The 23697-nt window shown below is 44.3% G+C and carries 27 protein-coding genes; 18 read left to right on the top strand and 9 right to left on the bottom strand.

What is annotated here, in order from left to right:
- The first annotated feature begins 22 nt into the window (after positions 1-22).
- The 5 genes from MLD56_RS25250 to MLD56_RS25270 are packed head-to-tail and all read left to right on the top strand — an operon-like array spanning position 23 to position 2366.
- Positions 23-274, top strand: a complete 252-nt coding sequence (locus tag MLD56_RS25250; protein ID WP_039271973.1) for a hypothetical protein — start codon at positions 23-25, stop codon at positions 272-274.
- A 40-nt stretch (positions 275-314) separates the two neighbouring features.
- Complete coding sequence (locus tag MLD56_RS25255; protein ID WP_039272188.1) at positions 315-695, top strand: spore coat protein; 381 nt, start codon at positions 315-317, stop codon at positions 693-695.
- Positions 692-1828 carry a zinc-dependent alcohol dehydrogenase gene (locus MLD56_RS25260; protein ID WP_029518843.1) on the top strand — a complete coding sequence of 379 codons (1137 nt, stop codon included), beginning with the start codon at positions 692-694 and terminating at the stop codon, positions 1826-1828. The genes MLD56_RS25255 and MLD56_RS25260 overlap by 4 nt, the downstream gene beginning before the upstream one ends.
- A 32-nt stretch (positions 1829-1860) precedes the next feature.
- Positions 1861-2070: a hypothetical protein gene (locus MLD56_RS25265; protein WP_029518844.1), complete on the top strand. Its 210-nt coding sequence runs from the start codon at positions 1861-1863 to the stop codon at positions 2068-2070.
- Positions 2067-2366 (top strand): spore coat protein, encoded by a 300-nt coding sequence (locus MLD56_RS25270; protein WP_029518845.1) that lies wholly within the window; start codon positions 2067-2069, stop codon positions 2364-2366. Before MLD56_RS25265 ends, MLD56_RS25270 begins: the two co-directional genes overlap by 4 nt.
- A gap of 155 nt (positions 2367-2521) precedes the next feature.
- Here MLD56_RS25270 and MLD56_RS25275 read toward each other — a convergent pair whose 3' ends face one another.
- Together MLD56_RS25275 and MLD56_RS25280 are read right to left on the bottom strand one after the other, a co-directional pair.
- The gene (locus MLD56_RS25275; RefSeq protein ID WP_029518846.1) at positions 2522-3508 is read right to left on the bottom strand and encodes an aldo/keto reductase; all 987 of its coding nucleotides are present in this window, start codon (positions 3506-3508) and stop codon (positions 2522-2524) included.
- A 174-nt stretch (positions 3509-3682) separates the two neighbouring features.
- Entirely contained in the window at positions 3683-4312 is a 630-nt protein-coding gene (locus tag MLD56_RS25280) for a YfbR-like 5'-deoxynucleotidase (protein WP_029518847.1), read from the bottom strand.
- A gap of 190 nt (positions 4313-4502) precedes the next feature.
- Between MLD56_RS25280 and MLD56_RS25285 the strand changes: the two genes are divergently transcribed.
- From MLD56_RS25285 to MLD56_RS25305, 5 genes are all read left to right on the top strand, one after another.
- On the top strand, positions 4503-5198 hold the full coding sequence (locus MLD56_RS25285) for a response regulator transcription factor (protein ID WP_029518848.1): 696 nt from the start codon (positions 4503-4505) through the stop codon (positions 5196-5198).
- Entirely contained in the window at positions 5191-6195 is a 1005-nt protein-coding gene (locus MLD56_RS25290; protein WP_029518849.1) for a sensor histidine kinase, read from the top strand. The genes MLD56_RS25285 and MLD56_RS25290 overlap by 8 nt, the downstream gene beginning before the upstream one ends.
- A 102-nt stretch (positions 6196-6297) precedes the next feature.
- Positions 6298-7059 (top strand): ABC transporter ATP-binding protein, encoded by a 762-nt coding sequence (locus tag MLD56_RS25295; protein ID WP_029518850.1) that lies wholly within the window; start codon positions 6298-6300, stop codon positions 7057-7059.
- Complete coding sequence (locus MLD56_RS25300; RefSeq protein ID WP_029518851.1) at positions 7049-8989, top strand: ABC transporter permease; 1941 nt, start codon at positions 7049-7051, stop codon at positions 8987-8989. The genes MLD56_RS25295 and MLD56_RS25300 overlap by 11 nt, the downstream gene beginning before the upstream one ends.
- Before the next feature lie 198 nt (positions 8990-9187).
- Positions 9188-9571, top strand: coding sequence for a hypothetical protein (locus MLD56_RS25305; RefSeq protein ID WP_193373364.1), 384 nt, complete (start codon positions 9188-9190; stop codon positions 9569-9571).
- A gap of 32 nt (positions 9572-9603) precedes the next feature.
- Here the strand turns inward: MLD56_RS25305 and MLD56_RS25310 are convergent, their stop codons facing one another.
- Positions 9604-10578, bottom strand: a complete 975-nt coding sequence (locus MLD56_RS25310) for an aldo/keto reductase family protein (RefSeq protein ID WP_029518853.1) — start codon at positions 10576-10578, stop codon at positions 9604-9606.
- 161 nt (positions 10579-10739) lie between these two features.
- Positions 10740-11702, bottom strand: a complete 963-nt coding sequence (locus tag MLD56_RS25315) for a radical SAM protein (RefSeq protein WP_029518854.1) — start codon at positions 11700-11702, stop codon at positions 10740-10742.
- 315 nt (positions 11703-12017) lie between these two features.
- On the opposite strand from MLD56_RS25315, the gene MLD56_RS25320 reads away from it, so the two are divergent.
- From MLD56_RS25320 to MLD56_RS25335, 4 genes are all read left to right on the top strand, one after another.
- Complete coding sequence (locus MLD56_RS25320; protein ID WP_029518855.1) at positions 12018-12656, top strand: histidine phosphatase family protein; 639 nt, start codon at positions 12018-12020, stop codon at positions 12654-12656.
- 96 nt (positions 12657-12752) lie between these two features.
- On the top strand, positions 12753-13229 hold the full coding sequence (locus MLD56_RS25325) for a DsrE/DsrF/DrsH-like family protein (RefSeq protein WP_029518856.1): 477 nt from the start codon (positions 12753-12755) through the stop codon (positions 13227-13229).
- A gap of 134 nt (positions 13230-13363) precedes the next feature.
- A complete protein-coding gene (locus MLD56_RS25330; RefSeq protein ID WP_029518857.1) occupies positions 13364-14872 on the top strand; it encodes an aminotransferase class V-fold PLP-dependent enzyme in 1509 nt (502 codons plus the stop codon).
- 82 nt (positions 14873-14954) lie between these two features.
- Positions 14955-15464: a DUF1036 domain-containing protein gene (locus MLD56_RS25335; protein WP_029518858.1), complete on the top strand. Its 510-nt coding sequence runs from the start codon at positions 14955-14957 to the stop codon at positions 15462-15464.
- Between the two features lie 107 nt (positions 15465-15571).
- On the opposite strand, the gene MLD56_RS25340 is transcribed toward MLD56_RS25335, so the two are convergent.
- Complete coding sequence (locus MLD56_RS25340) at positions 15572-16624, bottom strand: LLM class flavin-dependent oxidoreductase (protein ID WP_029518859.1); 1053 nt, start codon at positions 16622-16624, stop codon at positions 15572-15574.
- 251 nt (positions 16625-16875) lie between these two features.
- Here MLD56_RS25340 and MLD56_RS25345 point away from each other — a divergent pair, with 251 nt between their 5' ends.
- A complete protein-coding gene (locus MLD56_RS25345) occupies positions 16876-17631 on the top strand; it encodes an AIM24 family protein (RefSeq protein ID WP_029518860.1) in 756 nt (251 codons plus the stop codon).
- Positions 17632-17672: 41 nt separating this feature from the next.
- Here MLD56_RS25345 and MLD56_RS25350 read toward each other — a convergent pair whose 3' ends face one another.
- Both MLD56_RS25350 and MLD56_RS25355 read right to left on the bottom strand, forming a co-directional pair.
- Positions 17673-18014: a zinc ribbon domain-containing protein YjdM gene (locus MLD56_RS25350; protein ID WP_029518861.1), complete on the bottom strand. Its 342-nt coding sequence runs from the start codon at positions 18012-18014 to the stop codon at positions 17673-17675.
- A 262-nt stretch (positions 18015-18276) separates the two neighbouring features.
- A complete protein-coding gene (locus MLD56_RS25355; RefSeq protein WP_029518862.1) occupies positions 18277-19143 on the bottom strand; it encodes an SDR family oxidoreductase in 867 nt (288 codons plus the stop codon).
- Positions 19144-19280: 137 nt separating this feature from the next.
- On the opposite strand from MLD56_RS25355, the gene MLD56_RS25360 reads away from it, so the two are divergent.
- Positions 19281-20165: a diacylglycerol/lipid kinase family protein gene (locus MLD56_RS25360; RefSeq protein ID WP_049817066.1), complete on the top strand. Its 885-nt coding sequence runs from the start codon at positions 19281-19283 to the stop codon at positions 20163-20165.
- Positions 20166-20189: 24 nt separating this feature from the next.
- Here the strand turns inward: MLD56_RS25360 and MLD56_RS25365 are convergent, their stop codons facing one another.
- Positions 20190-20732, bottom strand: a complete 543-nt coding sequence (locus MLD56_RS25365) for a hypothetical protein (protein WP_023991046.1) — start codon at positions 20730-20732, stop codon at positions 20190-20192.
- Positions 20733-20827: 95 nt separating this feature from the next.
- On the opposite strand from MLD56_RS25365, the gene MLD56_RS25370 reads away from it, so the two are divergent.
- Positions 20828-21742 (top strand): phosphatidate cytidylyltransferase, encoded by a 915-nt coding sequence (locus MLD56_RS25370; protein WP_029518863.1) that lies wholly within the window; start codon positions 20828-20830, stop codon positions 21740-21742.
- A gap of 116 nt (positions 21743-21858) precedes the next feature.
- Positions 21859-22206 carry a DUF3243 domain-containing protein gene (locus MLD56_RS25375; protein WP_029518864.1) on the top strand — a complete coding sequence of 116 codons (348 nt, stop codon included), beginning with the start codon at positions 21859-21861 and terminating at the stop codon, positions 22204-22206.
- Between the two features lie 75 nt (positions 22207-22281).
- Here the strand turns inward: MLD56_RS25375 and MLD56_RS25380 are convergent, their stop codons facing one another.
- The gene (locus tag MLD56_RS25380) at positions 22282-23655 is read right to left on the bottom strand and encodes a MocR-like pyridoxine biosynthesis transcription factor PdxR (RefSeq protein WP_029518865.1); all 1374 of its coding nucleotides are present in this window, start codon (positions 23653-23655) and stop codon (positions 22282-22284) included.
- Positions 23656-23697 lie beyond the last annotated feature (42 nt).

Consider the following 23697-nt stretch of genomic DNA (forward strand, 5'->3'; position numbering starts at 1 on the left):
AACATAAAAGAAAGGTGATCCGATGATAAACCAACAGTCTACATTAGCGGCGCATGAGTCCTTAGAAATCCACGAAGCGCTTAATTTTAAAACGTTATGCTTAGCCAAGTCCAAATTAATGCAGGGCTTGGTATTCGATCAAGAGCTAAAGGATCTAATGGAAAAAGATGTTCAGCAATCTATACAAGCTATTGCCGATTTGCAAGCATTGTATGTTAAAGCACCGTTTCAGGCACCTGTTCCAGAATTCCGACCAACACCAATCTTAAATTGAGGTGAATGATGTGACATTAGATCAGACCCAGTCCGCTAAAATGGATTATGTGGATCCAAAAAACTCATTAAACATGCCAGAAATGGCAGACACGACCTTAGCGATGGATTTTCTGATTCGCGTCAAGGAAGGAGTTCGAAATACAGCCGTAGCCTTGACGGAAACCGTCTCTCCAGATGCCAGAACTCTGTTGCGCAATCAACTGCATCAAGGCATCGCTCTTCATCAGGAAATTACTGATCTTATGGTACGAAAAAAATGGTTTCATCCCTATGATCTGCAAAAGCAGTATCAATTGGATCAACTATCAGCCAACAAGACGGTGGACATCAGTAAAATGAAACTGTTCCCAGACGATACCACCCGCAAGGGTATGTTTGATCGCACGCCGGACGAACATATGGGAGGAAACCAGGCATGAAAGCAGTGACCTACCAAGGTATCAAAAACGTTGTGGTTAAAGAGGTTCCGGACCCAAGTATTCAAAAAGCCGACGATGCGATTGTCAGACTGACGACAACCGCTATTTGTGGTTCAGATCTGCATCTCATTCATGGAATGATTCCGAATCTACAGGAGGATTATGTAATTGGTCATGAGCCGATGGGGGTTGTAGAGGAAGTTGGCAGCGGCGTAACCAACTTAAAAAAGGGAGACCGCGTGATCATTCCGTTCAACATAGCGTGCGGTGAATGCTTTTATTGTAAAAACCAATTGGAAAGTCAATGTGATCATTCTAATGAGCATGGAGAAATGGGCGGTTTTTTCGGCTATTCAGGAACAACTGGTGGATATCCGGGTGGACAAGCTGAATATTTACGTGTGCCTTTTGCCAACTTCACTCACTTCAAAATTCCGGAGAGTTGTGAACATCCTGACGAGAAGCTTTGCCTGATTGCTGATGCCATGACTACTGCATTTTGGAGCGTCGATAATGCCGGAGTAAAGAAGGGGGATACTGTCATTGTTATTGGCTGTGGACCGGTAGGTCTGCTAGCCCAGAAGTTCGCCTGGTTCAAAGGGGCAAAACGAGTCATTGCGGCAGACTACCTGGATTATCGTCTGCAACATGCGAAGCGTACAAATCATGTGGAAATTGTTAATGTAGAATCGCAAGAAAACGTCGGCAACTACCTCAAAGAGATAACCAAAGGAGGCGCAGACGTAGTTATTGACTGCTCCGGCATGAGCGGTAAAATGTCTCCGCTGGAATCTCTCGCTTCCGGTCTCAAGCTTCACGGCGGAGCTTTAGGAGGACTAGTCATAGCTACACAGGCTGTGCGCAAAGGTGGCACCATTCAAGTTACCGGAGTCTACGGCGGACGATATAACGGTTTTCCTTTGGGAGACATTTTTCAGCGAAATGTTAATTTACGTACGGGACAGGCTCCCGTTATTCACTATATGCCATATATGTATGAGCTGATTGATACGGGAAAGGTGGACCCAGGAGACGTTGTTACACACGTCATTCCGTTAAGCGACGCCAAACGTGGATATGAAATTTTTGATACCAGACAGGACAATTGCATCAAAGTTGTACTTAAACCTTAACTATATATTGGAGCATTGGAGGTAAACGTCATATGGTGTATGGCCTGCACGAAACACTTGAAGTCCATGAATTGTCAGCGTTCAAAACAGTGTGTCTTACCAAGTCTAAAACCATGCAAGCATTAATCTCTGATCCAACTCTCAAAGCTATATTACAGCAGGATGTTGACTTATCGACCCGCCAATTACAAGAACTCGGTACCCTCTTAGATCAAGCCATCTCACAGGAGGTTAAGCCATGAATACACTGTTGGAGCATTTGACCGGACTGCATACCTTAACGGACCAAGTCATTGCAGCCGATTTTCTGAACGCGGCCAAAAGCGGTGTGAGAAATTACGCTATGGCCGTAACAGAAGCGGGAACTCCAGAAATTAAGGCAATTCTTACGAAGCAACTGGATGAGGCTATTGATATGCATGAGCAGATTTCAACATACATGATCGAACGTGGCTGGTATCACCCATGGAACGTAAAAGAGCAGCTTACGATGGATCTACAAAATATCAATACTGCATTGCAAGCCCCTGTTTTATAAAGATAGGACGCTCACTTCGGTCGTACATTCCTGACCGTAGGACGTCCCTTGGGAATTTTAAAAGCACATCCTTAGCAGTATATGTAAACCCACAAAGCCGCCTTTCACGTCGATACGCGTTAAGGGCGGCTTTTGGGATTAACATGTTATCTTAATTATTCGGCTTGCCAATTCGGCATCCGTTCTGCAGGATAACGAAGACCCGCTGCCATTCCTTTTGGAATAATTGCGTTAATAGCTTCCATTTCCTGTGCGGATAAAACAACATCGACGGATCCTGCATTTTCCTCTAAATACGTAACCCGCTTGGTTCCTGGAATCGGTACAATTCCCTCTTGCGCAAGCAGCCATGCCAACGCCAGTTGAGAAGGTTTGACCCCTTTTTGGGCGGCAAGGTCCTTAACATGCTGCACGAGATCCAGATTTTTCTGGAAATTCTCAGGTTGAAAACGTGGCACAGAGCGACGGAAATCATCTTCTGCAAAATCATCAAACTTCTGAATTTGTCCGCTCAAAAAGCCGCGTCCAAGTGGACTGTAGGCCACAAACTCGATGCCTAGTTCCTTACACGCCGGTATAACTTCATCTTCTGCTTCTCGGCTCCATAAGGAGTATTCCGTTTGCAGCGCTGTAATCGGATGTACCTTGTGAGCACGTCGAATGAGCCCAGGAGAAGCTTCGGACAGCCCCAAATAGCGGACTTTTCCCGCTTGAACCAAGTCACTCATCGCACCAACTGTTTCCTCGATAGGCACATTCGGATCAACACGATGCTGGTAGTACAGATCAATCACATCTACACCCAGTCTTTGCAGGCTGCGATCACATGCCTCTTTTACGTATTCGGGACGGCCACTTACACCCATAAATGCGCCATCTTCCCCACGCATAATGGAAAATTTAGTGGCTAATACGACTTCGTCGCGGCGGCTCCGCAGGACTTGGCTAATCAGTTTTTCATTTTCCCCCACACCATAGACATCGGCAGTATCCCAAAAGTTTATCCCTAGCTCCAGCGCACGATGAAGTGTTTTGATCGACTCCTGCTCATTCAACTCACCGTAATATTCGGACATTCCCATGCAGCCCAGACCCAGTGCAGATACTTGAAGGTCACTGTTACCCAGTTGTTTCTTTTTCAATTTCTATCACTCCTAAATTGTCAGAATAGTCATCGTATTTCCTAAGCACCACGTCACATTCCGTATGTTACTACTTAAAGTTAACTTGAAGTCAAGCATTGTCTCGTTTTGAAACGAGAATTATTATGTATGAACAGAAGCGGTCGGTAGCTTCTGGACGGTAGGGAGATTCACTTACAGAGCTAAAGCCTCTTCCGTAATCTTCTTGATATCAATGGATGAAGGCGTTTCTTCCTTGACCATATCGGGCAGGATATTTTCCAAAAAATACTCAACGCAGTGTAATTGAATATTCTTGATTTTTACAAGTGCATTACGGTACATGACTATAAATTCTTTTTCCGTATTTCCCCGCTGAAGTTCTGCAAATGCTTCGTATACCTGATCCATCTTGTCCGCAACTTCAAGGATTAAACCTTCTACAGAATCATCTTTACCTTCCCTTAGCTGTTTGCGAAAAATAGCCTTAAAATCCTCGGGAATATTCTCTTCAATAAAATACTCAATCATACCCTCTTCGACCTGTTGGATTAATAATCGTAGTTCCTTAGAGGAGTGCTTAACTGGCGTTTTGATGTCTCCAATAAAAATCTCCCCGTAATCGTGACTGCTCGTAATCTCGTATAGCTTTTTCCAGTCAATACGGACACCATTTCTCTCTTCAATATCAGCCAGCGTTTTGGCGTATTGTACGACTTTCCAAGAATGTGCCGATACGCTGTGTTCCTCGAATTTAAACTTACCCGGACAACGGATGATTCTTTCCAGCTCATTTAGCGACCGAAAATACGTGTGAATCCCCATCATTGCATCCATCCTTTAATATATATATGAGATAGTCAATCTAAATCCCACTACAAACCTCAACTATTAACAGCAGATTATCGCAATATCAAGTGGAATTCACACATGTAGCATATACACAATTTTTGCTATACACTTTATAAAAGAGGAATTTGCAAAATCCTGAAAAAAATATAAAGTGGTGAATTCGTTGTTCAAAATCTTATTAATTGAAGATGATGAAACTTTGTTCCATGAAATGAAGGATCGGTTAACTCAATGGAACTATGATGTGTATGGCATCCAGGACTTTAATAAAGTCATTCAGGAATTCACAACGATAAAGCCTGATCTGGTCGTGATAGATATTCAATTGCCGAAATTTGATGGGTTTCATTGGTGTCGAATGATTCGATCCCACTCTAACGTCCCCATCCTCTTCTTATCTTCACGGGATCATCCTACGGATATGGTGATGTCGATGCAGCTTGGAGCGGATGATTTTATCCAAAAACCGTTTCATTTTGATGTACTCATTGCCAAATTACAGGCGACACTCCGCCGCGTATATAATTACAATACAGAACCTGTCTCCCTTAAAACATGGTGTGGCGCAACGGTCGACTATGAAAAAAATGTAGTAGCCAATGAGACTGGCTCCATCGAATTAACCAAGAACGAGATTTTTATTTTGAAGCTGCTGATCGAACAAAAAAATAAAATTGTTGCACGTGAGGAATTAATTAAAAGCCTCTGGGATGATGAACGTTTTGTCAGCGACAATACCCTGACCGTCAACTTGAACCGCCTGCGCAAAAAATTGGACGAGCTGGATTTGGGCCGTTTCATTGAAACGAAAGTCGGGCAAGGCTACATGGCTACAGAAGAGGCACCTGCCTATGATTAAAAAATACCTTATAGAGAGGCGGAGCTGGATTCTACTGTTTGTGTGTCAGCAATTCCTGATCCTGTTCATTGCTTATGTGGATGCAGCAATTCCGTTAATGCCGATTCTTTATATCGTCTTCTTATCTATGATGATTTTCTTGGTTTTTTTAATCATTCGTTATCCCAAGGAAACCAAGTTCTATACCACACTAGAAAAATGGGAGAGTTCTCTTGAACTAACGGGTATAGGCGAACCGGAGAGTCCGTTTGAGCAAATCATTGAACAAAAAATCACGGGCCAGAACGAACGGTTACAACAGATCATCTCGCAAAATCAATTGACACTTGAACATGAAAAAGATGAACTATTATCCTGGATTCATGAGGTAAAAACACCTTTGACCACCATGCATTTGATGATTGAGCGGTTGGACGACAAGTCCCTAAAAGCTCAGTTAACCTATGAATGGCTACGAATTCACTTACTGCTGGATCAGCAGCTCCATCACAAACGAATATCTTTTATTGAAAATGATCTGTATGTCGAGCAAGTGGATTTAAAATCTCTGGTTTTTAAAGAGATCAAAGCATTACAGTCATGGTGCATCCAAAAGGGGATCGGTTTTGACATCCAACTTGAGCACATGGAAGTGCTGAGTGATGCCAAATGGCTGGCTTTTATCATCAGACAGCTCTTAACCAATGCCATCAAATATAGCGATGCCAGTGATATTATCATTCACAGCTATGAACAAAGGGATCGAATACAGCTTGAGGTTCAAGACTTTGGACGCGGTATTGATCCGAAGGATATACCGCGTATCTTCGAGAAAGGTTTTACCTCCACAACCCAACATTCTGATCACACTTCAACGGGTATGGGGTTATATTTAACGAAAAAGGCAGCACAAACCTTGCTCATACATATAGATGTGCACTCCAAACCGAACGTAGGTACAACCTTCACTTTAATTTTTCCCAAACGAAATGATTTCGTGAGTGTGGTAAGCATGTGACAGAGATGTCACATGCTTTTATGTATTGTTCGCCCAATCAAAGGAAAAACATCGGCTCTATTTTTATAATAAGGCTACAAGAACAATAAGGAGTGCATCGAAGTGAACATTTTAGAAGCTCATAAAATCCGTAAAAGCTACGGTAATAAGTTCAATATGCAGGAGGTTTTGAAGGGAATAGATATCCTTATTGAAGAAGGGGAATTTGTCAGTATTATGGGAGCCTCCGGTTCAGGTAAAACCACATTGCTGAATGTTCTTTCCTCTATTGATAAAGTGAGCCAAGGTTCCATTAGAATCAATGATATCGAAATGACGAAAATGAAAGAAAAGCAACTGGCTGAATTTCGAAAAGAGCATTTAGGCTTTATTTTTCAGGAGTATAATCTGCTGGATACGCTAACGGTGAAGGAGAACATCCTCTTACCGTTATCCATCACCAAAACGCCTAAGAAAGAAGCCAACCGAAGATTTCAGGAAGTGGCTACAGAATTGGGGATTTATGAGTTGAAAGATAAGTATCCCAATGAAATTTCGGGTGGACAGAAACAGCGTACATCAGCGGCCAGAGCGTTTATTCATGAGCCCAGTATTATTTTTGCCGATGAACCTACGGGTGCACTGGATTCCAAGTCGGCTTCCGATTTATTAAACAAGCTGGGCCAGTTGAACCAAAAACGCAAAGCAACCATTATTATGGTCACGCATGATCCTGTCGCTGCCAGCCATTGCAGTCGGGTTATTTTTATTAAGGATGGGCAAATGTATACGCAGCTTCACAAAGGCGAGCAGGAAAGACAAAGCCTCTTCCAGGATATCATGAAAACCCAAGGGGTCTTAGGCGGGGTCCAATATGAACATTAATCTGCTCATTCTAAAAAATTTGAAAAAAAACCTGAAAAATTATTACCTTTATGTTTTTGCCCTCATTTTCAGTGTTGCACTCTATTTCGCTTTTGTCACACTACAGTACGATCCCTCCATGGACGAAGTGAAGGGGTCTGTTAAAGGTGCAGCTTCCATACGGGCAGCTTCCATTTTACTGGTCGCTATTGTCTGCATTTTTCTTATGTATGCCAATAATATTTTTATAAAAAGACGAAGCAAAGAAATTGGCCTATTTCAATTGATCGGAATGACTAAAAGTAAAATTTTTCGCATCCTGAGTGCTGAAAACCTAATTTTATACTTTAGTTCCCTCTTCATTGGGATTGGGGTTGGATTCTCCTTTTCCAAATTAGTGATTATGATTTTATTTAAGACGACGGGCGTCGAAGCCATTGCCACTCTATATTTCTCTAACCAAGCACTGACTCAAACACTCATCGTTTTTGTTGTCATCTACCTGCTGATCATGCTCATGAATTATTCTTTTATCAAAAGACAAAGTATTTTGTCCTTGTTCAGAGTGACCTCAACCACCGAAGGGAAAATCAAGAAAATATCGATCTTTGAGATGATCATCGGGATCATTGGCATCTCTCTCATCGCTTTAGGTTACTATGTTTCCTCCAAATTATTTGGTGGAGACTTTACATCCATAAATGAATTGTTTATGGCTATGGTGTTTATTTTGGGCACTGTCATCATCGGAACACTCCTTTTTTATAAAGGATCTATCCGCTTTATTTCCAATATCATCAGAAAGAGTAAAGGCGGCTATTTGAACATTAATGAGGTGCTATCTCTCTCATCCATTATGTTCCGCATGAAGTCCAATGCTTTGTTGTTGACCATTATTACGACAGTATCAGCACTTGCCATCGGTTTACTTTCCTTAAGCTATATCGCCTATTATTCTGCGGATCAAGCAGCTGAGGACAATGTACCTTCCCATTTTGCCATGACGAATGTACCGGATGCGGAGAAATTCAAAGCGTTACTTCATGAGCATGATATAAAGTATCGTGAAAAGAAAATTGAAGTGATTCAAGTCAGTGTGAAGACAGCGCAAATTATGGAGACTCCTATGGAACAATTAAATGATGGTACGGATTCCATGACACTGCCTGTCGTAAGCGACCAATCTGTGGAGGGTACGGATGTAACTCCAGGCCAAACGGTTTTAACGGGCTATAATGATATGTTACAGAAATTCATGTCCTTGAAAGACTTTGGCCCCTTGGATCTGAAGGGGAAAACAGAAGTCATACCTCAACAATATGTGGGTCTAAAAAAGGATTATGTCATTCCCTACTATTTTGCAGCCGGGGGAGTACCCACTGTCATTGTAGACGAAACCATCTTTGAGCGGTTAAAGAAAGATGTAAATCCTGAGATTCAAAAGAAATCATCCTTATATATTGGAATTGATATGATAAATGCAGAACAGATTGAAGAAGCCAATCGTCTCTTTGCAGCTGCGAATTTTAATGATCAACAAACATCCCGCCTTGAAATGAGCAGCAATCAGAAGCGGAACATGGGAGTGATCATGTTTGTAGTTGGCTTTTTGGGACTCACCTTTCTCATTACATCAGGCTGTATCCTTTACTTTAAGCAAATGGATGAGAGCGAAGATGAAAAAGCCAATTATACGGTGTTAAGAAAGTTAGGGTTCACCCAGAGCGACCTGCTTAGAGGCATTAAAATAAAACAGCTCTTTAACTTCGGCATTCCATTAGTGATTGGCCTATCACACAGCTATTTCGCCGTTCAATCCGGCTGGTTCTTGTTTGGAACCGAAATTTGGATGCCTATGATCATCGTTATGGTGCTGTACACCGCCTTATATTCCATTTTCGGGATACTATCCATCCTGTATTATAAAAAGGTCATTAAATCAGCATTATAATCGGCAAAAAGCAAAAAAGCCCCAGGCGAAAGTGCTGGGGCTTTTCCAAATATTTGAGCATTTTCGTTCCTACATGTACAATAAAATAACTATCATCGTAACCCCAAAGGGGGAGAGCTTATTTTATTATTAATCATCAATGGCATCGGCATCGTAGCCAATATCATACTCGGTTCCTTTATAGGCGTGGCTATTTTTATGGGAATCGTTTTTTTCCTGATTGGCTTGCCTGAGTTTAAAAAATCGCCGAAACTTACGAAAAAGGCTAAAAAAGATATCGCCTATATTATGTCCACATTGTTAACTCTTGTTGTATTCATGGTCATCGTTTTCTGGAATATCCGTGCCTCAGGTGATTTGATGCTAGCAGGTCCGCTAACACCGCAAATGAAGTTTCACTGGGGACAAAAGGTGTTGATGCTAGGGTTACTGGAGGGCTTGTGGGCTGTCATCACCCTAAAATGGCTGTTACCCATCTTTTTTGATCCGCTGGATCTCAATAAGAAGCAAATCCTTGTTTTAGTGAGCGGGATTGTATTTAGTGTGGGTTCAGGTATTTATGCCATACTTGGAGCTAGTTAATGGTTCGCCTCTACAGAGGCTCGTGTGAATGCTTAACGCAAAGGTTCAAAACCCTCTGCTTGCTTAAGAATCCGCTCAATTTCCGCGCATGTCTCCGGTTGCAGCGTCACTTCGACTGCTTTTACATTTTCCTCAATTTGTGCCGGTTTAGTAGCCCCAATAAGTGCAGCGCTGATACCCGGTTCTCTCAGAATCCAAGCAAGCGCGAGCTGTGACAGGGTAACACCCAAATTCTTCGCCAGCTTATCCAGCTCCTGGACACAGTTCAGAACGGTATCGTTCATGTAACTACTAATGACATTATTGACAGAGGCATCAGCCCCGCGGCTACCCGTCGGTAAAGGTTGTCCAGGCTTGTATTTCCCCGTGAGGACCCCTTGGGCCAGAGGCGAAAATACAATTTGGCCGATGCCTACCTGCCCGGATACCGGAAGTACCTCATGCTCGATGTAACGTTCGAACATATTATAGATCGGCTGATTGGCAATCAGCGGGCGCAGATTCAGCCTTTTTCCAATCCCATAAGCATCCATGAGCTGGGCAGCACTCCATTCGCTGACAGCAGCGTACAGAATCTTACCCTGAGCCTGAAGGTCATCGAGCGCTCGCAGCGTCTCTTCTAAAGGAGTGTCTGGATCATAACGATGACAAAAGTACATGTCGATATAATCCGTACCCAGACGCTTCAGACTCGCTTCACATTGCTCCATAATGTGCTTGCGTGACAGTCCCCTGTCATTGGGACCGGAATCCATAGGAAAGTACACCTTGGTAGATAATACATAGCTATCTCTTCGATAGGACTTCAAAGCAGCTCCCATAGCCTTTTCGCCTTCTCCCCGGTTATACGCGTTCGCGGTATCAAAGAAATTAATCCCGAGTTCAAAGGCTTTGGCAATACAGGTATGAGCTGCTTCCTGCTCGGCGGCTGTACCGTACGTCAACCAGCTCCCCAAGCCGATTTCACTAATTTTAAGACCACTGTTGCCTACATTTCTATATTTCATATCTACTCCTTCTTTCATAAGAGGATTATATTTTTATATTTTAACATGTAAACCCTTTCATTAAAATCATTGATAAAGGATTCATGGAGTTACATGAAGGATATCTACCACCCTGACGGTTAGGGTGGTAGATGCTTTAGTCTCACAATCTCAAATCATGTCTACTTGCTTCCTACAGGAAAAAGCGCATCATATGCAGGACAAGGCAGTTTGTCGAGAAACTCCTGAAGCTGCTTCGGTTTGTTTTTGTAAATATCCTTTAAGGATGTTCCGTTATAGATATTGCCGATGACCACAGGATGGCATAGCTCACAGATCAGGATGTCCCCGTTCCCGTGCAGATGGAGCTGTTTTTTACCATCAACACAATTGGAAAAATACACACCCGGCTGTTCCTTGAAACCCAGTGCTTCTGCGAAACGGTCCATACAGGTGAAATACAATACAGTATCATCTTTTTTATGTGCAATCAGGTCATGGACGGAACGGACGAGCGCTTCCTTGGTAGAAATAGCGTTCCAGTTGGTATGATCCATCACAATGCTGTTTTGGATTTCATGGATGCGCACACCGAGATCATATACCATTTCGCTAATAGCTGGCATGTTGTTCTGCGTCTCCTCAAACAGTAGCGTCTCCAGCACCGTTTCCAGCTTGGCCTCGGTACATAACCGGATATTTTGAACAATTTTCTCATACATGCGAGGATGAACATGATAATAGGCTGCATATTTATCGGCATCCGTGAAGTTGAAGGAGATATGAATGTTGGAAAGTCCTGCATCACGCAGTTTCTCAATTCGTTCAGGGCTGAGCAAGCTGGCGTTGGTATTGAGCTGGGTAGCGATTCCTTTGCTCGAACAGTGAGCCACAATGTCCAGACAATCCTCATACTTCAAGGTCACTTCTCCCCCGGACAGTCGCACACGTTTTAACGTTGGAATGTCATCAATAATATCAATGACCTCTTTGCTGCTAATGCATTGCCCATCGTCCCGCTGATACGCGCAGCAGTAATCACACTTGAAGTTGCAATTAGAGGTGACCCCGACTTCCAGTCCCTCCAGCTCGTAGATACCCGGCTTTTCCAGTTCAAGTGCTTTATATTTGTTCTCTATACTCACTTTCTCATGATCCTCCCGATCTCAGGCTTGTGTCTTGAATTCCCCTTGAGATTATACAGAATGGGACGGTTTCTAGATATGACATTGGTAACGGCGAACCGTTGCATAAGTAGCGTCATGTTTTGGGTAGGGAACTGCAGAAAAAGCGCAGAAAAGGATTGGCAGCATATTGTTAAATAGTAAAAAACTCAATGTTAGAGGGTTACAACCGCCTAGCCTATGGAAACAGTAACTTATACTATTCCCCGTTTTTTTTCTTCCCTCAATACATATACTATATCTCAAAATTGTATTCTTAGGGGGAGAGATGCGAAGATGAAAAGGTTAGTTTATGCATGCATGCTTTCTTTACTTCTTATGACTCCGATACAAATCGTGGGAGCAGCTATAAATACAGCGGAAGCTAGACCAGTTAAACCAGAGTTACTAAGTTCTCTTCGTCAGGGTGGATACATTCTGTTCGTTAGGCATGGTGAAGCAACGCTAGGAGAAGATCAACCTAATCTCGTCTTAGGTGATTGCTCACTCCAAAGGAATCTTTCCGAGGAAGGTAAAAGACAAGCCTCACTTTTTGGGGAAAGGATAAAGAGCTTACAAATCCCCATTCAAACTCCAGTTATAGCAAGTCCCTTTTGTCGAACAAGGGAAACGGCAGAATTAGCTTTTGGAGCAGAAAATGTTCATGTAGATCCCTTCTGGGTTAGAATTTACAATCTAAGTGGTAATGTAACCGCAGCAGAGAAGGAAAGTACATTAGCCGAACTGACTTCTGTGTTAGAGAAAGTTCCACCTTCTGGGACCAACAAAGTTATCATTGCTCACAGTTTCCCTCAAGGCATTGGTTTGGGCGAGATTCCGAACTTGGGTACTGTAGTTGTGAAGCCAAGAGGACAGGGAAACGGTTTTGATATTGTAGACAGGATATCTTTTGCTGAGTTGTCGACTGTGCCGTGAGAAAAATTTGCGGCTTCAGACAACACAGTGAACCATGCATAGTTTTCATTCCCAAATCCATACTGAATATATCTGTTGGTAATGGAGGCGGGAATTGTGGATAAAAGGATGAATCTGCTTATGTTCAGCGGCGATTATGATAAGGCAATGGCTGGACTGATTCTGGCAAATACAGCGCGGGAATTGGATGTGGATGTGACGATGTTTTTTGCGTTCTGGGGATTATCACTGGTTCGTGATCCCGAGAAGATGACGCTTGAGGATAAGACGATTTACGAGAAACTCATGGACTTGATGACGCCCAAAGGGCCTGAATCCTTACCGCTGTCCCATATGAATTTTAGTGGTCTGGGCAAACTGATGCTAACGGAAATGTTGGAAGACAATGAAGCCCCAAAGCTGATCCACTTCCTAAAAGGTGCCCGGAAGAAAAACGTCAAATTTTATGCCTGTAAGCTATCGGTGGATATTATGGGTTTTAAACCGGAAGAATTTATACCTGAACTGGAAATTATCGAGGCCAAAACGTATCTAAAAGATGCGCTCGAATCCGATATGCAGTTGTTTATATAGGATAGACTTGCGCCTTATCCGGCTGTTGGATGAGGCTTTTATTGTGACTAAATGATGACACTCGCCTATTTTTTTTAACCCATTCGGACCTACTTACGTACCCTAAGAAGACAGAACGACTTGGGAGGCGCCGTATGCTCATGGCTCGAATTGGAAGCAGTAATTGTAGGTATCAGCCTTCTAACGAGGCTTATTTCCAAAGGTATCGCGAAAGTACAATCGGATATCACCAGACCTTTGAATCTCCATATGGGCAAAAAAAGCTGATTTATGCGGATTGGGCAGCCAGTGGCCGTCTGTATGGACCCATCGAGTCGAAAATAGCTCATGAATTAGGCCCTTTTGTGGCGAATACGCATACGGAGTCTAATTTGACAGGAACTCTGATGACCCAAGCCTATGAAGAAGCGAAACAAATCATTAAGAGCCACGTTCATGCCAATGAACGTGATATCATCCTGTTCGCCGGGTCAGGTATGACAGGTGCAGTGAACAAGCTTCAGCGACTGTTAGGATTGAAAATACATGAAAAATTAAAGCCCCTCTACCCCATCGCCAAAAAAGAGCGCCCCGTTATTTTCGTTACACATATGGAGCATCATTCCAATCATATTTCCTGGGCAGAAACCGTTGGAGACGTTGTATGTCTTCCTCCGGGTCCCGGCGGGATTGTCGATCCAACTCATCTCGAACGACTGCTGCTTCAATTCCGGCATCGCCCTATCAAAATCGGCGCCTTTACCGCCTGCTCTAATGTTACAGGGTTCGAAGTACCGATTTACCAGCTATCTCGCAAAATGCACGAACATGGCGGCGTTTGTTTCATTGATTTTTCAGCAAGCGCACCTTATGCCGAGATTAACATGCACCCCACAGATCCTCTCGAGAAACTGGACGGGATTGTATTTTCACCCCACAAATTTCTTGGGGGTCCCGGTACAAGCGGCGTTTTAATTATGGATTCGAGACTATGCCTTAGTTGTGCTCCGGATCAGCCCGGAGGGGGTACAGTTAGCTGGACCAATCCTTGGGGTGGATACGAGTATAAGGATAATACTGAAGCCCGTGAGGATGGAGGAACCCCTGCCTTTCTACAGGCCGTTCGAACGGCGCTCTGCATTCGGCTGAAAGAACAAATGGGATACAACCGCATGTTGGAGCGAAAAAAGGAACTGACATCATTATTACTAAAAAGCTTGAGTACCATACCAGGACTACACATTTTAGGAGGAAGCAGCCAAGAACGAATGGGAATCGTTTCTTTCGTTGTCGGTCCTATTCACTATAACCTGATCGTAAAACTATTGAATGATCGGTTTGGTATTCAGGTCCGGGGCGGCTGCTCTTGTGCAGGCCCCTACGGACATTATTTGCTGGGCATCGACCCCCAAACGTCTAAACAAATGACAGACCTGATCGATGCAGGAGACTTATCTCGAAAACCGGGCTGGGTGCGTCTGTCGCTCCATCCCATGATGACGAATCAGGAAGTCTCCTATATCGCCTCTTCCATACGGGCAATCGTAGAAAACATCGTGACCTGGCAAAAAGATTATACCTATCAACCAGAATCAAACGAATGGAGATCTATAAATGAACATAACAAAATAGACATCAGCAAATGGTTCAATTTTAGCGATTAAGAGACTCGTGTCCGTTCCCTTCTTTCAAAACTCTCATAGAATACTCTGTAGGATTACTATATGAGGAAAGAAGTGACGACAAATGGGTCTCAATTTTCGCAACAGTACCAATGCGGCTATCTTTGTGGTCTTTGCCTATCCGGACTTCAGCTGTACTCCTGTTAACTATTCTAAAGCAGGCTGGTACCGTGTTAACCCTGGACAGACTATTCAGGTTTGGAGCGGCTTCGCAGGAGGGAATACGTTCTTTTATTACGCTGAAGATGATTTTGGACGCGAATGGCGGGGTTCATATTTCACTCAAGTTCCTGAGAATGCCTTCAATTGGTGCTGGGATACAGGTTGTACCACTTGTAGAAGCGTGGGACTGCGGAGAATCGCAGTTAGTCCGTTCGTCTTGGACTACACCATCAACTTTGTAACGAGCAGCAGTCAAAGAAAACCTGCATCATCCACACTCCGCATGACATTGCCTTCCAAGGCAATCCAAGAGAAACCTATCCTGCGCAGAGTCCCTGCTAAACCTAAGAGACTAAAACAAGGTAAAACCCTGTTGCAAAAGCGCATCACGCATAAAAAACGGACAAAATAAAAAATGATCTGATCAGCTCATATATAGATTATTTTAGAGTTAAGAAAGGAGCGGCCATATCGCTCATGGTCTGCCCCTTTCTCCTTTGTCTACTGAGATCAATCCACCTATTTACTCTCGGATTCCCACTTGGATATCTCTTCACGAACCCGTGGTGCTACCTCTGTTCCCAATAGCTCAATAGCTCTCATGACATCATCATGCGGCATCGTCCCGACGGGTACGTGTAACAAAAAACGTGTAATGCCTACCTGTTTACGCAGATGAATGATTTTTTGGGCAACCGTGTCGGAATCGCCTACATATAACGCTCCTTCAAAGCTGCGTGCGGCATCGAAGCTGGAGCGAGTGTAAGGGCCCCAACCGCGTTCACGCCCAAGCACATTCATGCTCTGCTGAGTGGAAGGGAAGAACTTATCCGCTGCCAGCTCAGTAGTCTCTGCGATAAAACCATGTGAGTGTGATGCAACCGGAAGCAGCGATGCATCATGACCGGCATGCCTCGCGGCTTTTTTATATAGTTCCACCAACGGGGCAAACTGTACAGGGCTACCCCCGATAATCGCCAGAACCAATGGCAAACCGAGCAATCCTGCACGAACCACAGATTCCTGATTCCCCCCACTCCCAATCCATACGGGCAACGGATTTTGAACTGGACGCGGATACACGCTCAAATTGTGAATTGCAGGCCGATGTCCGCCCTTCCAGGTGACTTTCTCGGATTCTCGGATTTTCAATAACAGCTCCAGTTTTTCATCAAATAACTCATCGTAGTTATCCAAATCATACCCAAATAACGGGAACGATTCGATAAAAGAGCCCCGGCCTGCCATAATCTCAGCTCGTCCATTCGAAATGCCGTCCAGTGTAGCAAAATCCTGAAACACACGTACGGGATCATCCGATGAAAGTACCGTAACTGCACTGGTTAACCGAATCCGTTGGGTCTGTGCAGCAGCAGCAGCGAGGATAACAGCAGGTGCAGATGCCGCATAATCTTTACGATGATGCTCCCCGACGCCGTACACATCCAGCCCTACCTGATCTGCAAGCACAATCTCCTCGACCACTTCACGTATTCGTTGTGCGTGACTGATAACCTCCCCCGTTTGGGGATCCGGCGTTGTTTCTACAAACGTGCTTATCCCTATCTCCACTTGCTCTACCCCCTATTTTCATGTTTCATTCTCATTCGGCTGCTTTCGAAGCCAATCATTTTAAAAACCGATATCTTTATATTGAACCTTTTTCGCATCTTTTTCAAGCTCTCCTTTTCTGAGTCTGAAAATCAGCCAAGGGAAGTGTCAAGATTCGCCGCAGGAAAAGAAGTCTCTTTGTCGAATATTGTATGGAACAAAGAAGTTTCCCATCCCCACACCATGAATACAACAAGGAGGCACTTACATTTATGGCTTTTGTTATTAATAATTTAAAGGATAACAGCAATGTTGCTATCACTGACCAATTAGGCGGATTTACGGTACTGGAATACATAACAGATTTGAGCTGCACCTCGGTTGCGGCTGCGCAAGACAATTACTATATGAGCAAAAGTAACATGCGCCGCAAGCAACTCATGATCGAAATCAACAATAGTGAGATTATGATGAAGGCGGGAGCCATGCAATATACTGTGGGTAGCATGGAAATGACTACCGGTGTAAAAGGCGTGGGAGGCTTAATGCGAAACTTGGTGTCCGGCGCTGTAACAGGGACAGGTGCCATTAAACCGCACTATAAAGGCACGGGTACCATTATGCTGGAGCCTACCTACCAATATATTTGGCTTATTGATGTCGACAATGATGATATTGCCATCGAAGACGGCTTGTTTTTGGCTTGTGACACGACGCTGGACATATCCGTCGTTGCACGTAGTAATCTTTCCTCTGCCGCACTGGGTGGAGAAGGGTTATTTAATTTAAGCGCCCGCGGAAAAGGAGTTCTGGCACTTCAAGCGCCAATCCCTTCCGAGGAAGCGGTCGTTATAGAATTGCAAAATGATGTGCTGAAGGTGGATGGTAACTTTGCCCTCATGTGGTCCAATACCTTACAGTTCACCGTCGAAAAATCTGGAAAAACCAAAATGGGCTCGGCTGCTTCCGGCGAAGGGCTGGTAAATGTGTACAGGGGAACAGGAACCGTATGGTTAGCGCCCTTATAAACAAAAAAAGGAGAAGCCCTCGGCTTCTCCTTTCTTACATTTTAATTCTTTTTTACAAACTCCGATTTTAGCTTCATTGCTCCAAAACCATCAATTTTGCAGTCAATATCGTGATCGCCATCCACCAGACGGATGTTTTTTACTTTGGTGCCGATTTTTAAGACGGATGAGCTTCCCTTCACTTTAAGGTCTTTAATGACAGTTACAGAGTCACCATCCTGCAGAATGTTACCATTCGCATCTTTGACGATCTTAATGTCTTCACTGCTTACCGCTTCTGACTCGGTAGACCACTCATGAGCGCATTCCGGACAAATGAAAAGACTGCGATCCTCATAAGTGTACTCTGAATTACATTCAGGACAATTTGGTAAATTAGACATGGTATTATGTACTCCATTCATTTTCAAATTCTACTGCTGTGCTAAGCTTCCCTGGATAGACCAAGCTTGCTCCAAGTCTTCCTTGGAGTTCCCTACAAGTATATTGGATAATCCGTCACGATTCCACTCATGGATGAAACTAATCTGAGTATTGTTGCACCTCATATGTAAGCGTTCTGTCTGCTGAAAATGTCCATAGGTGAACATATAACTAAAAACGGATGTTGCCTAGGTAGGCAGCATCCGTTTTACGGCACGTTTATTATGCTTGGATTTGCTTGATTAGTTCACTAATTCCTTGGCTAAGCGGTGTAAGGGAGCGTTTCAACAGCTTTTCAAAATCGCTGCTTACGACATCCAAGGCTCCTTCACGAATCGCTTGTTGAATACCGACCACAATAGGGATTGCACCTTCCGGGACTCCCGCACCGAGCATAACCTCGGCATACGTAGCATCATCCACCTGCTGTACAGGAACATCTTTGCCTAGAACCTCAGCCAGTATCGCTGCAAACTCTTCTTGGGTAATCGGCTTACCGGAGAGCTCATATATTGTATTCTCATGCCCTTCGCCAGACAAAACGGTTGCAGCTGCTTGCGCATAATCTGCGCGGGTAGCCCAACCTACTTTACCGGTCCCTGCCGAGGTAAGCCAAGGAGCCCCCGCGAGTACGGATTGGATCGTGCCTGCCTCATTCTCCAGGTACCAATTATTACGCAAGAAGGAGTAAGGAATACCTGACTCGCGAATGAACTCCTCCGTGATGCGATGTACGGGTGCAAGGAATAGAGTACTGTCAGCGGCATTGGCGGCGCTAGTATAGGCGATGAAGCCTACTCCAGCACGTACAGCAGCATCAACAGCCGCTTTATGCTGACGGATTCTAGTATCATTATCCCCGTCTGCGGATATAATCAGCAATCGGTCTACTCCAGCAAACGCCTGATCCAGCGTCTCCGGTTTATCAAAGTCGCCATGACGAACATCAACGCCACGAGACCGTAAGTTCTCTGCTTTTTCTGGATTTCTTACACTAACAATAAGATCGTTTGTGGAGACAGATGTAAGCAACGTATCTACCACGATGGAACCCAATTGCCCCGTTGCTCCTGTTAATGCGATTTTCATTTGAAATCCTCCATTCAGATTGTATTTACTTTTATATAGTAACTAAAATATAACGCATGTCTAATCTAGAGTCTAAAGGTCTGCTTTTCGGGTAAGAGTTGGTACAACAAACTCTCCCCAGAGAAAGGAACATGTATATGAAAAAAGCTATGGTCATTGTAAATCCCTCTTCCGGCAAAGAGGAATCTCTCCAACATGTCAGAAACGTAGAAGAAATTCTACGTGATCAAGGATACGTTGTTACGGTTAAAGAAACGGCAAAGGAACTGGACGCCACCCGTTTTTGCGTTAATGCGTGTGAGGAAGCTTGTGACCTAGTCGTTTCCATCGGCGGGGATGGCACACTTCACGAAACCATCAACGGTTTCATTGATCAAGACCATCGCCCAAGACTGGGGATCATCCCCCTTGGGACAGTCAATGATTTTGCCCGTGCCTTGCAAATTCCGCTAAGTCCCGAGCTGGCGATCCGTATACTGACTTCTGCCCGCGTGAAAAACGTAGATATGGGCCTCTTAAACGGCCGAATGTTTGCCAATGTTGTTGCCACAGGTTCGCTTGCTGAATCACTATCAGCTGTATCATCAGACGATAAGTCCATGTTTGGCACATTTGCCTACTTCAAAGAAGGCATGAAAGAGCTTATCGGCCATCCTGCCCACTCACTTATCGTCCGCTATGATGACAAAACCTGGGAAGGTGAATCCCCACTCTTTTTGGCTGCTTTAACCAATTCAGTCGGCGGTTTCGAGAAACTGGCGCCCGATGCGGCTGTTGACGATGGTCTGCTTCACTGCTTTATTTTCAAAAACCTTAATATATTGAACACCGTGACGGCCAGCATATCCTTATTTTTAGGTAACCTGAAGGATCATAGTGATATTATTTACTTTACCGCAAAGCATGTAAGTGTCAGCTCCGCAGAACCGATCAGTACGAATGTAGATGGCGAGGAAGGGCCGTCTTTGCCTATCGACCTTGGTATTTTACCGCGTCATATTGAGGTAATTGTGCCGGAATAGGTCTAAGTTATGCGGTGCTGATCCTCAAGCTTGAGGATCATACTCGCTCAATTTCCCCTCGTAGATCAAATGGAATCGATCACTTTGCCGAAAATCGTCTGGCGTAACAAGAGCGGGCAGCTTGTTCCATATTTTTATGCCGGATCGCTGTAAAATTTCCGCAACGAATTGCGAACAAAAATAAGAATTGCTGAACTCGACTGGTTCTTTGAGTGCAATACCAATCAAACCCAGTAAGTTATACATATATTTTTGACGACTTCGGATAAATACATGTAAAACTCGCTTCATTTTTTCAACTTCACGGTCGGTTACTTGAAGCTCGTAGATAACACATGTTGTATTCGGAAATCTGCTGTATGTACCTGTCTTAATATCCTCTTTCACGAAACCACCATCCAGAGGGTTATTAGGGGTCTTTCTCCCGAAGCTGTATAACTCCGAAAGTTCCCGGTTGAAGGAAATGGAGGCGTGATTATATGGCGCTCTCGTATAGCTTTTAATGACTCTCGTAAGAAACGTTCCCGTATTCGTAAGCAAGATAAAGACGGATTGATCTGCTACCATTTACGAAATTTCCCCTTATCAAGTTTGAATTATTCCTTCATAATAACATAGGAACCCTAATGGAACCCTATTTCGTGATAAGTTGGTGAGTGGTAATGGACAGTTCGCTATTTACGTTAATCCTTATTTTTACAGCCTTATTGGTCATCCATCTGATTTACATAGTAGTAGTCAAAACACAGCCAGACAAAGACTATGCAGCTATTGGGCTTCGCATCAAGACATGGTGGGGTATGTTCTTTATCTTTTGCTTGGCAACTCTTTTCAATCCGATCGTTTCACTGCTTTCCCTGATGGCACTCACCTTTTTTGCGCTAAAAGAATACTTTTCCATGATTAGATCCAGAAAAGCTGATCGCAGATTGTTTCTATGGGCGTACTTGGCGATTCCCGTACAATTTTACTGGATTTATATCGGGTGGTACGGAATGTTTATTGTCTTTATTCCTATCTATGTATTCTTACTGCTACCGCTCCCACGATTGATCAACAAAGGAACGGTTGGATTTCTGCGCAGTGTCAGCTCGACCCAGTGGGGACTCATGCTAATGGTTTTCGGGTTGAGTCATCTGGCCTATTTTCAGTTTGCTACGCCGCAATACGGAGCGAAACTTGTACTTTTTCTAGTGGTACTAACGCAGCTCAATGATGTCGTACACTATCTTGCATCACTTTATTTCGGAAAGCGGAAAATCGTCCCGACGTCCAATCCCAATATAACTTGGGAAGGCTTTGCACTCGCTTTTCCCGTAACTATAGCGGCTTCCTATTTCATCTATCCCTATCTGACGCCGTTTGACCTGAAATTTGGAATTATTTTCGGCATGCTGATCAGCTTGAGCGGTTTCTTCGGCAGCTTAACGGTTTCCGTGCTAAAGCGGGATTTATTAATCGGCGATGATGACAAGTTCGATGCTTTGAAAAAAAGCTACTTAAGTCGGGTGGATAGCTTGACCTACACCTCGCCCGTTTTTTTTCACGTGATCCGTTATTTTTTTGACTTTATGTAGCGATTACCTCCGCAATACTCCGCTTCTCATCGGTTTCATTTTGGTTAGCCGGGGTAAGTACTACCGTACCGTAAGCAGTCCTTATCCTAGAAAACGATCTTGAGGAGGCGTTAGAAATGGCAGAGCATAATCATGCTGTGAATAAGGAAGGCGAAGTGGCCTTGAACAAGGTAGATGACGTATTAAATCGGATAGACGACAGCAAAAAGGATGACATTCTGGGCAGCTTTGATTCATTCAAAAGTTATTTGAGCGACAAGATTGAAATGGCTCAAAATATTGGTTTGAATGAAGAATTGATCGCAAAAGCAGCTGAGAAGATAGCTGGATATCTGGCAGCCAAAGAAGAACCGCGAAATCGCGAGGAGAAGCTCCTCCAGGAGCTGTGGAAAGCGGGGGACAAGGAGCAGCAGCATGCGCTTGCCCATATGCTAGTACGCGTGGCTCAAACCTCGTATGAATAGTGATGATGGAACACAATATCTTGCTATGAAAAGGGCAGCCTATCCTCACCTAAGGATAGGCTGCTTTCGCGTTTACTACCGTTGCAGTGCGTTCCTGATTCTGCGAACCCCTTCACGAATTTCATTTTCCTTTAGATGCCCATAGCCCATGAGCAGCCGGTTCCCTTCAAGCTGTGCCGCAAATACATTTTGACTATGGAGACATTTCGGCAAATCCTCTCGGAACGGGAACTGAAACTCTGCTACCAAATGTAAACCCGCCGATCGGCCACACACCCGATATTGCCCTGTAAAATGCTGCTCAAGGCTATCAAGCAGGACTTGACGACGCTTGGCATACACTTTCTTCATCTTATGTACATGTTTATGAAGGAGTCGCTTCCTGATAAACCGACTCAACACAATTTGCTCCAGGCTCGCCGTCTGGTAATCCGCCAGTTGCTTTAAACGGATAAAATCAGCGACTCGTGACGAGGGAAGAACAATATAGCCGATCCTCAGCGCGGGGAATAATATTTTGCTAAACGTCCCGACATATAGCACCCGTTCTGGGTCCAGACTCTGCAAGGAGTGGACGGGCGCCCCGTCATACCGGAACTCACTGTCATAATCATCTTCGAGCAGAAGACATCCTGTCCGGGCTGCATACTGAATTAGCTCGATCCGCCTTTGGATCGGCAAGATACCCCCCAGCGGGAACTGGTGCGAGGGTGTCAGATATGCCAGTTTGGGGTGTTTCTTTTGTGGCAGATCGGCTGTTATAACTCCCGAATCATCAACAGTCATACTCCGCAGTGTGGCTCCTGTGGCCGCCAGAATGCTTTTTAAATCTTCATTTGTCGGTTCCTCTACCAGGGCTTCATCTCCAGCTGACAGTAACAGACGGGTGACAAGCTGAATCGCTTGTACTGCTCCGCTAGTGATTACAATATGTTCCGGGCTGACTTTCACTCCTCTGGTGTGACTCAAATAGTCGGCTAGCTCCCTGCGTAACTCAGGCTCTCCAGCAGGATCGCCATAACCTAGTGCCAGATCAGGAGCCTCTTTGCATACGCTCTGAAGCAAGTCAGCCCATGATTTGCGCGGAAATAATTCCAATGCAGGAAGGCCTGTCCGGAAGGAAATTACTGACATCTCATTTGAATATGCAGATTCCACTGCAGACGCAGACGCCTCGATAGGCGGTGCGGATACATAACCTGGAAGGACGGCCCCTTCGGCTACATAAGTTCCTGAACCTGAGCGCGCAATGGCTAAGCCTTCGGCTAGCAGCATTTCATAAGCTTCGAGGATAACATTCCGGGAAACGTTCAACTGTAAGGCCAGCACCCGGGTCGAAGGAAGTTTATACCCTGCATTCAGTTCTCCAGCTAAAATACGGTCCCGTATTGCTTGATATACCTGACGCAGCATCGGAACTGTCACATTCTTATCGATAGATAACCACATAGCTACCCCCCAAGCGGTACTGTCGAAAACCTCTTCAACTGG

This window comes from Paenibacillus peoriae, from assembly GCF_022531965.1.
Classification (GTDB): domain Bacteria; phylum Bacillota; class Bacilli; order Paenibacillales; family Paenibacillaceae; genus Paenibacillus; species Paenibacillus polymyxa_D.

What these genes read in the sequence shown, in the direction of transcription:
- MLD56_RS25250 (WP_039271973.1), top strand. Translation starts at nt 23, where the DNA reads ATGATAAACCAACAGTCTACATTAGCGGCGCATGAGTCCTTAGAAATC.
- MLD56_RS25255 (WP_039272188.1), top strand. Translation starts at nt 315, where the DNA reads ATGGATTATGTGGATCCAAAAAACTCATTAAACATGCCAGAAATGGCA.
- MLD56_RS25260 (WP_029518843.1), top strand. Translation starts at nt 692, where the DNA reads ATGAAAGCAGTGACCTACCAAGGTATCAAAAACGTTGTGGTTAAAGAG.
- MLD56_RS25265 (WP_029518844.1), top strand. Translation starts at nt 1,861, where the DNA reads ATGGTGTATGGCCTGCACGAAACACTTGAAGTCCATGAATTGTCAGCG.
- MLD56_RS25270 (WP_029518845.1), top strand. Translation starts at nt 2,067, where the DNA reads ATGAATACACTGTTGGAGCATTTGACCGGACTGCATACCTTAACGGAC.
- MLD56_RS25280 (WP_029518847.1), bottom strand. Translation starts at nt 4,312, where the DNA reads ATGGGGATTCACACGTATTTTCGGTCGCTAAATGAGCTGGAAAGAATC.
- MLD56_RS25290 (WP_029518849.1), top strand. Translation starts at nt 5,191, where the DNA reads ATGATTAAAAAATACCTTATAGAGAGGCGGAGCTGGATTCTACTGTTT.
- MLD56_RS25300 (WP_029518851.1), top strand. Translation starts at nt 7,049, where the DNA reads ATGAACATTAATCTGCTCATTCTAAAAAATTTGAAAAAAAACCTGAAA.
- MLD56_RS25305 (WP_193373364.1), top strand. Translation starts at nt 9,188, where the DNA reads ATGGGAATCGTTTTTTTCCTGATTGGCTTGCCTGAGTTTAAAAAATCG.
- MLD56_RS25310 (WP_029518853.1), bottom strand. Translation starts at nt 10,578, where the DNA reads ATGAAATATAGAAATGTAGGCAACAGTGGTCTTAAAATTAGTGAAATC.
- MLD56_RS25320 (WP_029518855.1), top strand. Translation starts at nt 12,018, where the DNA reads ATGAAAAGGTTAGTTTATGCATGCATGCTTTCTTTACTTCTTATGACT.
- MLD56_RS25330 (WP_029518857.1), top strand. Translation starts at nt 13,364, where the DNA reads ATGCTCATGGCTCGAATTGGAAGCAGTAATTGTAGGTATCAGCCTTCT.
- MLD56_RS25335 (WP_029518858.1), top strand. Translation starts at nt 14,955, where the DNA reads ATGGGTCTCAATTTTCGCAACAGTACCAATGCGGCTATCTTTGTGGTC.
- MLD56_RS25345 (WP_029518860.1), top strand. Translation starts at nt 16,876, where the DNA reads ATGGCTTTTGTTATTAATAATTTAAAGGATAACAGCAATGTTGCTATC.
- MLD56_RS25350 (WP_029518861.1), bottom strand. Translation starts at nt 18,014, where the DNA reads ATGTCTAATTTACCAAATTGTCCTGAATGTAATTCAGAGTACACTTAT.
- MLD56_RS25355 (WP_029518862.1), bottom strand. Translation starts at nt 19,143, where the DNA reads ATGAAAATCGCATTAACAGGAGCAACGGGGCAATTGGGTTCCATCGTG.
- MLD56_RS25360 (WP_049817066.1), top strand. Translation starts at nt 19,281, where the DNA reads ATGAAAAAAGCTATGGTCATTGTAAATCCCTCTTCCGGCAAAGAGGAA.
- MLD56_RS25365 (WP_023991046.1), bottom strand. Translation starts at nt 20,732, where the DNA reads ATGGTAGCAGATCAATCCGTCTTTATCTTGCTTACGAATACGGGAACG.
- MLD56_RS25370 (WP_029518863.1), top strand. Translation starts at nt 20,828, where the DNA reads ATGGACAGTTCGCTATTTACGTTAATCCTTATTTTTACAGCCTTATTG.
- MLD56_RS25375 (WP_029518864.1), top strand. Translation starts at nt 21,859, where the DNA reads ATGGCAGAGCATAATCATGCTGTGAATAAGGAAGGCGAAGTGGCCTTG.
- MLD56_RS25380 (WP_029518865.1), bottom strand. Translation starts at nt 23,655, where the DNA reads ATGTGGTTATCTATCGATAAGAATGTGACAGTTCCGATGCTGCGTCAG.